Below are 13744 nucleotides of genomic sequence, written 5' to 3' on the forward strand. Positions count from 1 at the left end.
GTGGCTGCGGACCGGACCGGACCGACGCCGCCCCAGGCCCATTGATCCCGCTCCTTGACCGTCAGCGCGGCGGCGGTAGGTGCTGATCGAGGCGCCGGCTCCAGCCGTCGCTCGATCATGAATCGCTCCACCACCTCGTCGGCATAGGTCGGCACCCAGCCGCATTGATCGAACCCACCGTCCCGGTCCTCGCCTGTCCGGCACCGATCACCGGAGGCAAGGGGCGGGGCGGAACCCAGTCGCCCGCCCGGCCGGTGGAGTGGCAGCCTTCGGGGCCATGGACAAGGAGACGGATATGGATGCAGACGTGTGGAACGAGCAGGTGGCGCGAGGCTACGACGAGTCGTCCGCGCACATGTACGCGCCCGAAGTCCTGGGCCCCGCGGTTTCCTTCCTTGAGCATCGAGCGGGTGGGAACGCAGCCCTGGAGTTCGCGGTCGGAACAGGACGGGTCGCTCTTCCGCTGAGCGCCTGCGGCGTTCGGGTCGCGGGGATCGAGAAGTCGGAACCCATGGCTCGGGAACTGGGCAACAAGCCTGGCGGTGACGACGTGGCCGTGACGATCGGAGACATGACGACCGCAAGTGCGCCCGGCCTCTTCGGCCTTGTCTACGTGGTCTACAACTCGATCACCTGTCTGCTCACACAGGAGGAACAGGTCGCGTGCTTCCGCAATGCGGCCAGGCACCTCGAACCCGGGGGCCGCTTCGTGATGGAGGTGTTCGTACCCGAACTGCAGCGCCTGCCGCCGGGTGAGACCGCGCGGCCCTTTCACATCGGCGACCAGCACGTAGGTTTCGACACATACGACTTGGTGAACCAGCGGCAGGTCTCGCACCACTACACGATCGCCGACGGGCGGGGCTCCACGTTCTCGTCGCCCCATCGATATGTCTGGCCCTCTGAACTCGACTTGATGGGGCAGCTCGCCGGCCTGGAGCTGTCCGAGCGGTGGGCCGACTGGAAGGAGGCACCTTTCACCGCGTCCAGCAGGTCGCACATCTCCGTGTGGCAGAAGCCGCTCCACGACCCGGTCACTCGCTGACGGGGCCTTGGCACCCCTCGTCTCCTTCGCACCGGGGAACGAGGTGGCTGAAATCATCTCAAAGTTCGGAGGGAAGCTCCGATTGTCAGTGGGGAGGGGTTTACTGACGGCATGACCACCGCACATCACCTCCGCCTCATCGACGGGATGCGCACCCGAGAGTTTCCGGCGGAACGTGTCCGATCGGGTTCGGGAGTCAGCGGGCCCGGCTACCACACGGCGTTCCTGTACACGGACGACGACGCCTGGGAGGACGATGAGGCCGGCCGGCTGGAGCGCCGGACTCAGTGCCTCGCGGACCACGAGGCACTGGTCACGCTGCTCGGAAGCCGCTGGGGTGCGCCGCAGATGATCAGTCTGTGGAGTGCCCAGGAGCGGATGATGTCCGGTGAGGAGATACCCGCCCCGTGGGCCGACACCGTGGCGGGATGCGAGTACCTGCGGCTGTGGCGCACGGAGGAGGAACGCTGGGTCGCGCTGGCGCTCTACTTGGAGGACGAGGGTGCCGGATGCGAGCTGAGCGTGCTCGTGACGGAGATCGATCCGCCCTGACCCGCAGAAGCCGACCGAGCGTGCCGGCTACGGGAACCAGCCGCCCGGACTACGCGGTGCCGTCCCCGTCCACGGCCATCCGCAGGCGCTTGTACTCCTCGGCCATGGTCTGAGCGGTCCAGTGGGCGTTGAGGCCGCTGGGGTTGGGCAGCGCCCAGACGCGGGCCCCGCCTATCGTCCGCTCCTGAGGGCCGATGCGGGCACGGCGGTCGCCGAACGCCGTGCGGTAGGCGGTGATGCCGACCACGGCCAGCCACCGTGGCCGCAGCCGCTCGACCTTGGAGGCCAGGATCTGTCCTCCGGCCCGGAATTCCTCGGCGGACAGTTCGTCGGCTCGGGCCGTGGCCCTGGCGACGACGTTGGTGATGCCCAGCCCGTACCGGAGCAGCTCGGCCTGGTCGGCGGGGCGCAACTGCCGTGGTGTGAAACCCGACAGGTGAAGCACGGGCCAGAAGCGGTTGCCGGGGAAGGCGAAGTGGTGGCCCGTGGCACCCGTCGTCAGGCTCGGGTTGATGCCGCAGAACAGCACGCGCAGGCCGCCCGCGACCACGTCGGGAACAACGCGGTCACGGGCAGCTTGGAGGTCCTCGGGCGTCATCGGCCGGCAGGGAAGGTCGTCACGGTCAGAGGATCGAGCCCGGGGTGTATCCGGCGGCCTCCGGGTGCTGCTTGGCGATCTCCTCGATCCGGGAGACGAGCGCGGTGACCTGGTCGCCCGCCGCACCGGTGAAGGAGAGCTTGTCCGCCATCAGCTCGTCGAGCTGGGCGCGGTCGAGCGGGATGCGCTCGTCGGCCGCGAGCTTGTCCAGCAGCTCGTTGCGCTCGGTGCCCTGCTCACGCATGGCCAGGGCGGAGGCGACGGCGTTCTCCTTGATGGCCTCATGGGCGACCTCGCGGCCGACACCCGCACGCACCGCGCCCATCAGCACCTTGGTCGTGGCGAGGAAAGGAAGGTAGCGGTCCAGCTCGCGGGCCACGACGGCGGGGAAGGCGCCGAATTCGTCGAGCACCGTCAGGAACGTCTCCACCAGCCCGTCGAACGCGAAGAACGCGTCCGGCAGGGCCACCCGGCGGACCACGGAGCAGGAGACGTCGCCTTCGTTCCACTGGTCGCCCGCCAGCTCACCGGTCATCGACGCGTAGCCGCGAAGGATCACCATGAGGCCGTTGACGCGCTCGCAGGAGCGGGTGTTCATCTTGTGGGGCATCGCGGACGAGCCGACCTGACCCGGCTTGAAGCCCTCGGTCACCAGCTCGTGGCCGGCCATCAGCCGGATGGTCTTCGCGACCGAGGAGGGCGCCGCCGCCAGCTGGACCAGGGCGGTCACGACGTCGTAGTCGAGCGAGCGGGGATAGACCTGGCCGACCGAGGTGAAGGCCTGGGCGAAGCCCAGGTGACCGGCGATGCGCTGTTCGAGCTCGGCCAGCTTCCCGGCGTCGCCGCCCAGCAGGTCGAGCATGTCCTGCGCCGTGCCGACCGGGCCCTTGATGCCACGGAGGGGGTAGCGCTCCAGCAGGTCTTCGAGCCGGCCGTAGGCCACCAGCAGCTCGTCGGCCGCGGTCGCGAAGCGCTTGCCGAGGGTCGTGGCCTGGGCGGCGACGTTGTGGGAGCGGCCGGCGACGACCAGCTCGCGGTATTCGGCCGCGAGCTTCCCGAGCCGGGCCAGGACCGCCACCGTGCGGTCGCGCATCAGTTCCAGGGAGAGCCGGATCTGGAGCTGCTCGACGTTCTCGGTGAGGTCGCGGGAGGTCATGCCCTTGTGGACGTGCTCATGGCCGGCGAGGGCGTTGAACTCCTCGATCCGGGCCTTCACGTCGTGCCGGGTGACCTTCTCGCGCTCGGCGATCGAGGCCAGGTCGACCTGGTCGACGACGCGCTCGTAATCGGCGAGGGCGGCGTCGGGTACCTCGATCCCGAGGTCCTTCTGGGCGCGCAGCACCGCCAGCCACAGCTGACGTTCCAGCTTCACCTTCTGCTCGGGGGACCAGAGGACGGCCAGCTCCGTGGAGGCGTAGCGGCCGGCCAGGACATTGGGGATGCGAGGCTTCGCAGACACAGCAGTCACGTGTCCTGATTCTACTGGCGGTTCGTGCAGCTCAGCGCCGCGGTCCGGTTTGTGGATTGCTACGAACGCGACGCGTCCGACGCCCCCCGCTCGCCGCTGTCCACGTCGCCGTGATCCAGACGGCGCCACGAGCCCACCGGAGCCGAGGCGCCGCCCTCCTCGGGGGTGACCCAGAAGGCCCGGCCCAGCTCGGCGCTGAACTGCGCCCCCGCCCGGCCGTCGCCCGACGAGCGCCCCGTCAGACGCCTCCCGATCCACGGCAGGAGATGCCGGCGGGCGAAGCGCACATCGTCCACGCGCCGGGCGGCCCAGCCAGGCGGGACGGCGGTGGGCAGTACGGCCTGCCAGTCGCTCTCCGGCGGCAGCCCCAGCGCCTGCCAGACCGCCTCGGCCACCCTGCGGTGCCCCTCGGCGGTCAGATGCAGCCGGTCGACGTCCCACAGACGGGGATCGCCCAGGGCCGGTGCGCCGTAGAGGTCGACGACGACCGCGTCATGCCGGGCGGCCAACTCGTCGACCAGGGCGAAAAGCTCCTCCATGCGCGGCCGGAACCGCTCCATCACCGGGCCGTTGCGCCCGGGGCTGCGCATCAGCACCAGCTTCTGGCACGACGGCGCCAGGCGCTCCACCGCCTCCTCCAGCCGCCCGCGGACCATACCCATGTCGCACTTGGGGCGCAGGGTGTCGTTGAGGCCGCCGACCAGCGTCACCACATCGGCCCGCATGGCCGCCGCCACGTCCACCTGCTCGTCCACGATCTGGCCGATGAGCTTGCCGCGTACCGCGAGATTGGCGTACCGGAAGCCGGGCGTGCGGGCGGCGAGCCGGGAGGCGAGCACATCGGCCCAGCCCCGGTACGAACCGTCGGGCAGCAGGTCCGACATGCCCTCGGTGAACGAGTCGCCGACCGCGACAAGACTGGTGTATGTGGCATTCATTTCCATGGCGATGCGATCGTATCGCGGTGCCCTCCGGCTCTGCCGGGGGAACGGGTGGCTCCGGGCACCGCGCCCGGAGCCACCCGGGTTCAGCGGGCCTGGGGGCGGCCCACCAACTCCCGCAGAACGTCCTCCATCGTCACCATGCCCGCCAGCCTGCCGTCCTCGTCGAGCACCGCCGCCAGGTGCGTACGGCTGCGCCGCAGCGCGGTCAGCGCGTCGTCGAGCGGTGTGGCCGCCCGGATCCTGGCGATCGGCCGCATCGAGCTGACCGGGAACGGCATGTCGCGCGGGGTGACGTCGAGGGCGTCCTTCACATGGAGGTACCCGAGGATGCGCTGCTCCGCGTCCATCACGGGGAAGCGCGAGAACCCCGTCTCGTACGAGAGACGCTCCAGCTCCTCGGGGGTCGCCCCGACCCGGATGTACATCACCCGGTCCACCGGCAGCACCACGTCCCGCACCGGCCGGCGGCCCAGCTCCAGCGCATGGTGCAGCCGCTCGGCCGCCCGGTCGTCGACCAGACCCGCATCGCCCGCGTCCTTCACCAGACGGGCCAGCTCGTCGTCGGAGAAGGTGGCCGACACCTCGTCCCTCGTCTCCACCCGCAGGAGCTTCAGCAGCGCGTTGGCGAACGCGTTGATCGCGAAGATCACCGGACGCAGCGCCCGTGCCAGCGCCACCAGCGGCGGCCCGAGCAGCAGTGCGGAGCGCACCGGCTCGGCCAGCGCGATGTTCTTCGGCACCATTTCGCCGAGCAGCATGTGCAGATAGGTCGCCACCGACAGCGCGATCACGAACGAGATCGGATGGACCAGCCCGTGCGGCACGCCCACGGTGTCGAAGACCGGCTCCAGCAGGTGCGCGATGGCGGGCTCGGCGACGATACCGAGGACCAGCGTGCACAGCGTGATGCCGAGCTGCGCCGCCGCGAGCAGCGCCGAGACGTGTTCGAGGCCCCAGATGACGCTGCGCGCCCGCCGGTTCCCCGCCTCGGCCTGCGGCTCGATCTGGCTGCGGCGTACGGAGATGAGGGCGAATTCCGCGCCGACGAAGAAGGCGTTCACGACGAGCGTCAGCAGGCCGATGAAAAGCTGTACGACGGTCATCGCTCATCCTCCGACGCGTCGTGGGCACCGGTGAGCGGTGCGTGCAGCAGCGCCCGCGCGGCGCGGCGTCCGGAGGCGTCGACCACGTCGAGCCGCCAGCCGCCCAGCTCGATGGAGTCACCCACCGTGGGGATGCGGCCCACCTCAGTCGCGATCAGGCCGGCGAGGGTCTCGTAGGGTCCGTCCGGGACTCTCAGCCCGATGCGCTCCAGCTGGTCGGTCCGCGCGGCGCCGTCGGCCGACCACAGGACGCGTCCGTCGGCGTCCTCACCGGCCGGTGCCAGGTCCGGTGTCTCGTGCGGGTCGTGCTCGTCCCGCACCTCCCCGACGACCTCCTCGACGATGTCCTCCAGCGTCACGACACCCGCCGTGCCGCCGTACTCGTCGATCACGACCGCCATCGCGAGCTTGCCGGACAGCCGGTCGAGCAGCCGGTCCACGGTCAGCGTCTCCGGGACGAGCACCGGTTCGCGCAGCATCTCGGCGACCCGCTTGCGGGGCCGCTGCTCGGCGGGGATCGCCAGGACGTCCTTGATGTGGGCGACGCCCACCACGGTGTCGAGGCTGCCCCGGTACACGGGGAAGCGGGAGAGCCCGGTGGCCCGTGTCGCGTTGGCGACGTCCTCGGCGGTCGCGTCCACCTCCAGCGCGGTGACCTGCACGCGGGGGGTCATCACGTTCTCCGCGGTGAGCTCCGGCAGGTTGAGGGTACGGACGAACAGTTCAGCGGTGTCCGCCTCCAGGGCGCCCTGCTTGGCGGAGTGCCTGGCCAGCGCCATCAGCTCCTGCGGGCTGCGCGCGGAGGCCAGCTCCTCGGCGGGTTCGAGCCCGAAACGGCGCACGATCCGGTTCGCCGTGTTGTTGAGGTGGCTGATGAAGGGCCGGAACACCGCCGTGAAGGCCCGCTGCGGGGTGGCGACCGTCTTCGCCACCGCGAGCGGCGAGGAGATGGCCCAGTTCTTGGGGACCAGCTCGCCGACGACCATCAGGAACACGGTGGACAGGGCCGTACCGATGACGAGCGCCACGGACGAGGCCGCACCGGGCGACAGCCCGACGGCCTCGACCGGTCCCCGGATCAGTTTCGCGATGGACGATTCGGAGAGCATGCCGACGACCAGATTGGTGACCGTGATGCCGAGCTGGGCCCCGGACAGCTGGAAGGTGAGGCTGCGCACGGCCTTCATGGCGCTCGCGGCACCGCGTTCACCCTGCTCGACGGCTCTCTCCAGCTGGCCGCGCTCGACCGTGGTCAGGGAGAACTCAGCCGCGACGAAGGCGCCACAGGCGAGGGAGAGCAGTACGGCGACGAGCAGCAGAAGCACTTCGGTCATCGGTTCACCTCCGTCCCATGATCGGGCAGGGACTGGCTGACCGCGCGACGTCGGCGGGTTCGGCTACTGGGAGGCTCGCCCATGGGCGGTGGCTCACACCTTTCGTCAGGAGGGGGAATTCAGGAGCGTGAACGCTGGGACCTCATGGTAAAGGATCGGCAAAGTGGGGAGGTGGGTCCGGTTCCTAGAGCGGTTTCACCCAGCGCCGCCAGTGGTCCTCGCGGTGGTAGCCGGCCGCCTGCCAGACATGGTGCGCGCGTTCGTTCCTCTCCAGGACCATGGCGTCCACCCGCCGGCCGCCCAGTGCGGCGAACCGTTGCGCCGCCGCGTCCAGCAGGGCGGCGGCGATGCCCTGCCGGCGGTGATCCGGGTGCACGGCCAGCCGGTAGGCGGAGCACCGCCAGCCGTCGAACCCGGCGATGACCGTTCCCACCGGCGTGCCGTCCCGCTCAGCGAGGAGCAGCGCCTCGGGATCGCGGGAGATGAGGCGGGCCACCCCGTCGTGGTCGTCGCTGATGCTCGTACCTTCGGCCGCCGTGCGCCAGAACCGCAGGACGGCATCGATGTCCGGCAGGGCGGCGTGGCGGATGCGGAGATCATTCATGGGGCGAGCCAACCAGAGGGCCGTTCCCTCGTGCGAGCGGTTTCCCCTTCCCGCGGCGGGGAAGCTCAGCGCAGACGTACCGGCAGCGCGTCGATGCCGTAGACGATCGACAGCTTGCGGAAGGTGAGGTCCTGCGGCGGAACGGCGAGCCGCATGTCCGGGAAGCGCCTGGCCAGGGCCGGGTAGACGGAGCGCAGCTCCATCCGGGCCAGCTCCGCGCCGATGCAGCGGTGGATGCCGTGCCCGAAGGCGAGGTGTCCGGCCGGAGTGACCCGGTCCACGTCGAAGCCCCCGTCGTCCGTGACATACGCGGGGTCCCGGTTGGCCCCACTCAGCGAGCAGAGCACCATGTCGCCGCGCGGAATCACCACCCCGGCGATCTCGATGTCCTCGCGGGCGAACCGGGGGAAGGCGATCTGCACGGCGGAGACGTAGCGCAGCACCTCCTCCACGAACGGAGCCGTCACACTGTCGTCCGTGCGCAGCCGGGCCAGGACGTCGGGGTTGCGCAGCAGCACGAGGGAACCGAGCGCGATCGTGCTCGCCGTGGTCTCGAAGCCGCCGGTGAGCACGCCGTCGGCGAGGCCCGCGAGTTCCTCGTCGTCGACGCTGTCCCCGTGCTCCCGCACGATCATGCCGAGCAGGCCGTCGCCGGGGTTGCGGCGCTGGGCCCTGACGACACCGCGGAAGTAGTCGAGCGACGCGGACATGGCCCCGAAGGGCGCCGTCGTACCGGCGAACAGGTCGAAGCGGTCCATCGCCAGCTGCTGGAAGTCGTCCCGGTCCTCGTAGGGCACTCCGAGCAGTTCGCAGATGGTCAGGGAGGGGACGGGCAGCGCGAAGGCGTGCACCAGGTCGACCGGTCCGGGCGCGGCCGCCATCGCGTCCAGGCGTTCCCCGACGATGGCGTCGATCCTGGGCGCCAGGCGGCGCAGCCTGCGCATCGTGAACTCGGGGGTCAGGATGCGGCGCAGCCGCGTGTGCACCGGTGGATCGCTGAACCCCAGCCCGCCGGGGCTGTGTTCGGCGACTATGCCCGCGTTGCCCGCCAGGTGGGCGAAGTCGGTGCTGAAGCCCTCGGCGGAGCCGAGCACGGCCTTCGACTCCTCGTAGCCGGTCACCACCCAGGCGTCCATGCCGAAGGGCAACGCCACCTTGGAGACCGGTGCGTTCGCCCGTGCGGTGGCCAGCCCCCGCACCGGATCGAGGCCGTCCCTGCGCAGCGGCATCAGCAACTGCTCGGGAAGCAGCTTCATCGTGGAGGACCCGAGTCCGTGCTTCTGGATCCTGGCCAGGTAGCTGCGTCCGAGCCGGGCGGTGAGGCGGGAACGGAACGTCGTCGTACTCAATGTCACTCCATGAGTCGTCGCGAATTCTGGTCGATTGGCGCCTCGGGCGCCAGGACGTGGCCGACTGCGGTGACTTCGGCTACCTGACCAGGAATTATGACCACTTGTTCGAGCAGACGGGTGCTGGGGTGCCGAATATGCCCCCGATACTTCGGCGGTACGGGAGGCGGCAGCCCCGCTCCTTCGCCGACGCCCCTTCTCCTTGCCGCGCCGACCGGGCCCGCAGCGCCGCCCCGCCCTCAGCCCTGGGGCCGGTCCCCGCCCAGCGGCTCAGCCAGCCAACTCCTCGACCGCATCCGGAAGTCCGCCGGTGCGAGCGACCCCGCCCCCTGCGGCACGACACCCAGCAGCGGCGCGCCCGCGGCCACCGGCAGATCCGCCACATTGCAGCGCGCCGCCAGATCGGGATCGTCCGGCATGCTGCCGATCACCACCCCGAGGCAGCCCAGCCCGCGGGCCCGCAGCGCCTCCGAGGTCAGAGCCGTGGAGTTCAGCGTGCCCAGTCCGGCCGGGGCCACCACCAGGACCGGAGCGGCCAGCAGCCGGGCCGCGTCCGCCAGGGTCGCGCCCTCGTCGTCGAACCGTACGAGCAGCCCGCCCGCCCCCTCGACCAGCACCAGGTCGTGATCGACCGCCAGCTTCTCGGCCGCCTCGGCGATCTCGTACGGCCGTACCGGCGTCATCCCGGCCCGCCGGGCGGCCGTCGCGGGCGCCAGCGGCTCGGGGAAACGCGCCAGCTCCACCGCCGTCACATGGCCGCCCGCCAGCCGTGCCACCTCGGCGGCATCGCCGGGCTCGCCCGGCTCCAGGCCCGTCTGGGCGGGCTTGAGGACCGCCACCCCGCGGCCCGCGGCCGCCGCCGCCACGGCCGCCGTCACGATCGTCTTGCCGATCTCCGTGCCGGTGCCCGTCACCACCAGAACGCCCACGTCAGCCCTCCCGCGCCGCCGCGCACACGGCGCGGCAGATCCGTGCCACATCGTCGTCACCGGTCACATACGGCGGCATGGTGTACACGAGGTCGCGGAACGGCCGCAGCCACACCCCTTCGCGCACCGCCGCCCGCGTCGCCGCCGCCATGTCCACCTCGTGATCGAGCTGTACGACACCGATGGCGCCGAGCACCCGCACGTCGCGCACCGCCGGCAGCTCCCGGGCCGCCGCCAGCCCTTCGTGCAGGCCGGCCTCGATGCGCTTGACCTCCTGCTCCCAGTCCTGGCCGAGCAGCAGGTCGATGGAGGCGCAGGCCACCGCCGACGCGAGGGGGTTGCCCATGAACGTCGGACCGTGGGCCAGCACCGGCACCTCGCCGCGTGAGATCCCCTCGGCCACCTCACCGGTGCACAGTGTCGCCGCCATCGTCAGATAGCCGCCGGTCAGCGCCTTGCCCACGCACATCACATCGGGGGACACCCCGGCGTGCCCGGCGGCGAACAGCTTCCCCGTACGGCCGAAGCCCGTCGCGATCTCGTCGAACACGAGCAGTACGCCGTACGCGTCGCACGCCTCGCGCAGCACGCGCAGATACGCGGGGGAGTGGAAGCGCATCCCGCCCGCCCCCTGGACCACCGGTTCCACGATCACCGCGGCCAGCTCGTCGGCGTGCCGCTCGATCAGGTCGCGCAGGTGCGCCGCGTACGCCGGGTCGGGCTCCGCGTCGTACCCGGCCGGCGGCTCGTCGGCGAAGACCTGGCGGGGCAGCGCCCCCGACCACAGCTCGTGCATCCCGCCCTCGGGGTCGCACACCGACATCGGCTGCCAGGTGTCCCCGTGGTAGCCGCCGCGCCAGGTCAGCAGCCGCTTCTTGGCCGGCCGCCCGGCCGAGCGCCAGTACTGGAGGCACATCTTCACGGCGACCTCGACCGAAACGGAGCCCGAGTCGGCGAGGAAGACGTGTCGCAGCGGTTCCGGGGTGATCTCCACCAGCCGGGTGGCCAGCCGGACGGCGGGCTCGTGCGTGAGCCCGCCGAACATCACATGGCTCATCCGGTCCAGCTGGCCGCGTGCCGCGTCGTTCAGCACCGGATGGTTGTACCCGTGCACCGCGGACCACCACGACGACATCCCGTCGACCAACTCGTGCTGCCCGTGCGCCGGTTCCGCGAGGCGGAGCCGGACCCCGGACGCGGATTCCACGACCAGCGGCTCCTGCCGGCCCGGCATCGGGCCGTACGGATGCCAGACGTGCGCCCGGTCCAGGTCCCGGAGCGCGCCGGGGGAGAGCGGCTCAGGCATTGGGGGCGAGATCCGTACCCGCGCCGCGGCGCCGGACCGCCACCAGATCCGTGCGGGCCCCTGGCACCTGCGCGTCCTGGGCCTCCTGCGCGGCGGCGGGCGCGGATTCCGGCTCCGGGGCCTCGCCGCACGGCGCGCAGCCGCCGGAGTGCGAGCCGCAGCTTTCGGTCTCCGGAGCACAGCCGCCGGAGTGCGAACCGCAGCCGGCGGCCGCGTCCGCACGGTGGCGGGGAAGCGTCGTCGTACCCGCGCCCTCGACCTCGAAACCGGCGTCCGCGATCATGTCCAGGTCGGCCTGACCGGCCTGGCCCTCACTGGTCAGATAGTCACCCAGGAAGATCGAGTTGACCAGGTGCAGGGCGAGCGGCTGCATCGAGCGCAGATGCACCTCGCGCCCGCCCGCGAGCCGTACCTCCACGTCCGGGCAGACGAACCGCACCATCGCCAGGATGCGCAGACACCGCTGCGGCGTCAGGTTCCACTCCTTGGCGAGCGGGGTGCCCTCGAACGGGATCAGGAAGTTGACCGGAACCGAGTCCGGGTCCAGCTCGCGCAGCGAGAAGACGACATCGACCAGATCGGCGTCGCTCTCGCCCATGCCCGCGATCAGGCCGGAGCACGCGGAGAGACCGGCGGCCTGCGCCTGGTGCACCGTGTCGACCCGGTCGGCATAGGTGTGGGTGGTCGTGATCTCCCCGTACGTCCCCTCGGACGTGTTGAGGTTGTGGTTGTAAGCGTCGGCGCCCGCCGACCGCAGCCGGTCGGCCTGGCCCGTGGAGAGCAGACCGAGGCAGGCGCACACCTCGACGCCCTCGTTCTGCTCCTTGATGGCCTCGATCGTCTGCGACACCCGGTCGACGTCCCGGTCCGTCGGGCCCCGGCCGCTGGCCACCAGGCAGACACGCTTGGCGCCACCGGCCACCCCGGCGGCGGCCGCCTTCGACGCCTCGTCGGGCTTCAGCCAGGTGTACTTGAGGATCTCGGCCTTGGAACCCAGCCGCTGCGAACAGTACGAGCAGTCCTCGGGACACAGCCCGGACTTCAGATTGACCAGATAGTTCAGCTTCACCCGCCGCCCGAACCACTGACGGCGCACCTTGCCGGCCGCGGCCACCACGTCGAGGAGTTCGTCGTCCGGGGTCGCCAGTACGGCGAGCGCTTCTTCACGGGTCGGCAGCTCGCGCCGCAGCCCCTTGTCCACCAGCGTGTTCAGGAGGTCCATGGCGATGATCCTGACGTACGGCACCACCCGGAGCCAAGGAGGATCCGGACAACAGAGCTCACCGAGGGTGTGTGCATTGCCACACCGTGGCTTGTCGAGGCCGCGGTTAGGGTCTGTGAGCTGCCTACAAAAGGGACCCGCCCATGCCCGCCACCCCGTTCGACTGGATCGACGACGAGGCGCGCCGCCGCGCGGACGCGGGGCTCGTGCGCGGGCTGCGGCCCCGTGACGCCGAAGCGGAACTCCTGGACCTCGCGAGCAACGACTACCTCGGCCTGACCCGGCACCCCGAGGTGACCGCCGCCGCGGCCGAGGCGGCGCGCCGCTGGGGCGGCGGAGCCACCGGCTCCCGTCTCGTCACGGGCTCGACCGCGCTCCACGCGGAACTGGAACGTGAGCTCGCCGCGTTCTGCGGGTTCGAGGCGGCTCTCGTCCTCTCCTCCGGTTACGCCGCCAACCTCGCGGCCCTCACCGCGCTCACCGGCCGCGGCTCCCTGATCGCGTCGGACGCGGGCAACCACGCCTCCATCGTCGACGGCTGCCGGCTCTCCCGGGCCGAGACCACCGTCGTCCCGCACGCCGACCCCGAAGCCGTCCGCAAGACGCTGCACGGCCACCCGGGCAGGAAGCTCGCCGTCACCGACTCGGTCTTCTCCGTCGACGGCGACGCCGCGCCGCTGGCCGCACTGGCCGACGTCTGCCGCGCGGAGAACGCCGCACTCCTCGTGGACGACGCGCACGGCCTTGGGGTCCTCGGGGAAGGCGGGCGAGGCGCGCTCGCCGCCGCCTTTCTCTCGGGCGGCGACGATGTCGTCGCCACGCTCACCCTCTCCAAGTCCCTGGGCAGCCAGGGCGGCGCGGTCCTCGGCCCCGCCCGGGTCATCGACCACCTCGTCAACACCGCCCGCACGTTCATCTTCGATACCGGGCTCGCCCCCGCCGCCGCCGGAGCGGCCCTCGGCGCACTGCGGCTGCTGCGCCGCGAACCGGAACGCGCGCTCAGGGCGCGTACGGTCGCCACCGCGCTGTACGGCGGACTGATCTCGGCCGGACTGACCGCCGTACGCCCCGACGCGGCCGTGGTCTCGGTCCGCGCGCCCTCGCCCGACGCCGCCGTCCGCTGGGCCGCCGGCTGCCGGGCGGCCGGCATGGCGGTCGGCTGCTTCCGGCCGCCGTCCGTGCCCGACGGCATCTCCCGGCTGCGGCTCACCGCCCGCGCCGACCTGACGGACGAGCAGATCGCGCAGGCGGTGGCGACCGTACGGCGGACCGCTCCGGAGGCGTGAGGCG

General features: G+C 71.4%; 13 protein-coding genes. 3 read left to right on the plus strand and 10 right to left on the minus strand.

What is annotated here, in order from left to right; all coding sequences use genetic code 11:
• Nucleotides 1-277 precede the first annotated feature (277 nt).
• Nucleotides 278-1045 (plus strand): class I SAM-dependent methyltransferase, encoded by a 768-nt coding sequence (locus B082_RS0128560; protein ID WP_026250297.1) that lies wholly within the window; start codon nucleotides 278-280, stop codon nucleotides 1043-1045.
• A gap of 111 nt (nucleotides 1046-1156) precedes the next feature.
• Nucleotides 1157-1597 (plus strand): hypothetical protein, encoded by a 441-nt coding sequence (locus B082_RS0128565; RefSeq protein ID WP_018555220.1) that lies wholly within the window; start codon nucleotides 1157-1159, stop codon nucleotides 1595-1597.
• A gap of 49 nt (nucleotides 1598-1646) precedes the next feature.
• Here the strand turns inward: B082_RS0128565 and mug are convergent, their stop codons facing one another.
• The 10 genes from mug to bioB all read right to left on the minus strand — a co-directional run bounded on the left by mug (nucleotide 1647) and on the right by bioB (nucleotide 12454).
• Nucleotides 1647-2195: a G/U mismatch-specific DNA glycosylase gene (mug, locus tag B082_RS0128570; protein ID WP_026250298.1), complete on the minus strand. Its 549-nt coding sequence runs from the start codon at nucleotides 2193-2195 to the stop codon at nucleotides 1647-1649.
• 25 nt (nucleotides 2196-2220) lie between these two features.
• The gene (gene purB / locus B082_RS0128575) at nucleotides 2221-3663 is read right to left on the minus strand and encodes an adenylosuccinate lyase (RefSeq protein WP_037711079.1); all 1443 of its coding nucleotides are present in this window, start codon (nucleotides 3661-3663) and stop codon (nucleotides 2221-2223) included.
• 59 nt (nucleotides 3664-3722) lie between these two features.
• Nucleotides 3723-4607, minus strand: a complete 885-nt coding sequence (locus B082_RS0128580) for an SGNH/GDSL hydrolase family protein (protein WP_051094709.1) — start codon at nucleotides 4605-4607, stop codon at nucleotides 3723-3725.
• Between the two features lie 83 nt (nucleotides 4608-4690).
• Entirely contained in the window at nucleotides 4691-5710 is a 1020-nt protein-coding gene (locus B082_RS0128585; RefSeq protein WP_018555224.1) for a hemolysin family protein, read from the minus strand.
• The gene (locus tag B082_RS0128590) at nucleotides 5707-7044 is read right to left on the minus strand and encodes a hemolysin family protein (protein ID WP_018555225.1); all 1338 of its coding nucleotides are present in this window, start codon (nucleotides 7042-7044) and stop codon (nucleotides 5707-5709) included. Before B082_RS0128590 ends, B082_RS0128585 begins: the two co-directional genes overlap by 4 nt.
• Nucleotides 7045-7228: 184 nt before the next feature.
• On the minus strand, nucleotides 7229-7648 hold the full coding sequence (locus tag B082_RS0128595; RefSeq protein WP_018555226.1) for a GNAT family N-acetyltransferase: 420 nt from the start codon (nucleotides 7646-7648) through the stop codon (nucleotides 7229-7231).
• Between the two features lie 65 nt (nucleotides 7649-7713).
• The gene (locus tag B082_RS0128600; RefSeq protein WP_018555227.1) at nucleotides 7714-8997 is read right to left on the minus strand and encodes a cytochrome P450; all 1284 of its coding nucleotides are present in this window, start codon (nucleotides 8995-8997) and stop codon (nucleotides 7714-7716) included.
• Nucleotides 8998-9236: 239 nt separating this feature from the next.
• The gene (gene bioD / locus B082_RS0128605; RefSeq protein ID WP_018555228.1) at nucleotides 9237-9926 is read right to left on the minus strand and encodes a dethiobiotin synthase; all 690 of its coding nucleotides are present in this window, start codon (nucleotides 9924-9926) and stop codon (nucleotides 9237-9239) included.
• 1 nt (nucleotide 9927) lies between these two features.
• Nucleotides 9928-11232, minus strand: a complete 1305-nt coding sequence (locus B082_RS0128610; protein ID WP_018555229.1) for an adenosylmethionine--8-amino-7-oxononanoate transaminase — start codon at nucleotides 11230-11232, stop codon at nucleotides 9928-9930.
• Nucleotides 11225-12454 carry a biotin synthase BioB gene (gene bioB / locus B082_RS0128615; protein ID WP_026250299.1) on the minus strand — a complete coding sequence of 410 codons (1230 nt, stop codon included), beginning with the start codon at nucleotides 12452-12454 and terminating at the stop codon, nucleotides 11225-11227. Before bioB ends, B082_RS0128610 begins: the two co-directional genes overlap by 8 nt.
• Nucleotides 12455-12597: 143 nt before the next feature.
• Here bioB and B082_RS0128620 point away from each other — a divergent pair, with 143 nt between their 5' ends.
• Nucleotides 12598-13740 carry an 8-amino-7-oxononanoate synthase gene (locus B082_RS0128620; protein WP_018555231.1) on the plus strand — a complete coding sequence of 381 codons (1143 nt, stop codon included), beginning with the start codon at nucleotides 12598-12600 and terminating at the stop codon, nucleotides 13738-13740.
• Nucleotides 13741-13744: the final 4 nt, after the last annotated feature.

The sequence above is a fragment of the Streptomyces sp. ATexAB-D23 genome (assembly GCF_000373645.1).
GTDB classification, from domain to species: domain Bacteria; phylum Actinomycetota; class Actinomycetes; order Streptomycetales; family Streptomycetaceae; genus Streptomyces; species Streptomyces castrisilvae.

Excerpts from the sequence above, each read along its gene's own strand:
- B082_RS0128595 (WP_018555226.1), bottom strand. The coding sequence starts at position 7,648 with ATGAATGATCTCCGCATCCGCCACGCCGCCCTGCCGGACATCGATGCC.
- mug (WP_026250298.1), bottom strand. The coding sequence starts at position 2,195 with ATGACGCCCGAGGACCTCCAAGCTGCCCGTGACCGCGTTGTTCCCGAC.
- B082_RS0128560 (WP_026250297.1), top strand. The coding sequence starts at position 278 with ATGGACAAGGAGACGGATATGGATGCAGACGTGTGGAACGAGCAGGTG.
- B082_RS0128565 (WP_018555220.1), top strand. The coding sequence starts at position 1,157 with ATGACCACCGCACATCACCTCCGCCTCATCGACGGGATGCGCACCCGA.
- B082_RS0128620 (WP_018555231.1), top strand. The coding sequence starts at position 12,598 with ATGCCCGCCACCCCGTTCGACTGGATCGACGACGAGGCGCGCCGCCGC.
- B082_RS0128610 (WP_018555229.1), bottom strand. The coding sequence starts at position 11,232 with ATGCCTGAGCCGCTCTCCCCCGGCGCGCTCCGGGACCTGGACCGGGCG.
- bioB (WP_026250299.1), bottom strand. The coding sequence starts at position 12,454 with ATGGACCTCCTGAACACGCTGGTGGACAAGGGGCTGCGGCGCGAGCTG.
- B082_RS0128585 (WP_018555224.1), bottom strand. The coding sequence starts at position 5,710 with ATGACCGTCGTACAGCTTTTCATCGGCCTGCTGACGCTCGTCGTGAAC.
- B082_RS0128580 (WP_051094709.1), bottom strand. The coding sequence starts at position 4,607 with ATGGAAATGAATGCCACATACACCAGTCTTGTCGCGGTCGGCGACTCG.
- B082_RS0128590 (WP_018555225.1), bottom strand. The coding sequence starts at position 7,044 with ATGACCGAAGTGCTTCTGCTGCTCGTCGCCGTACTGCTCTCCCTCGCC.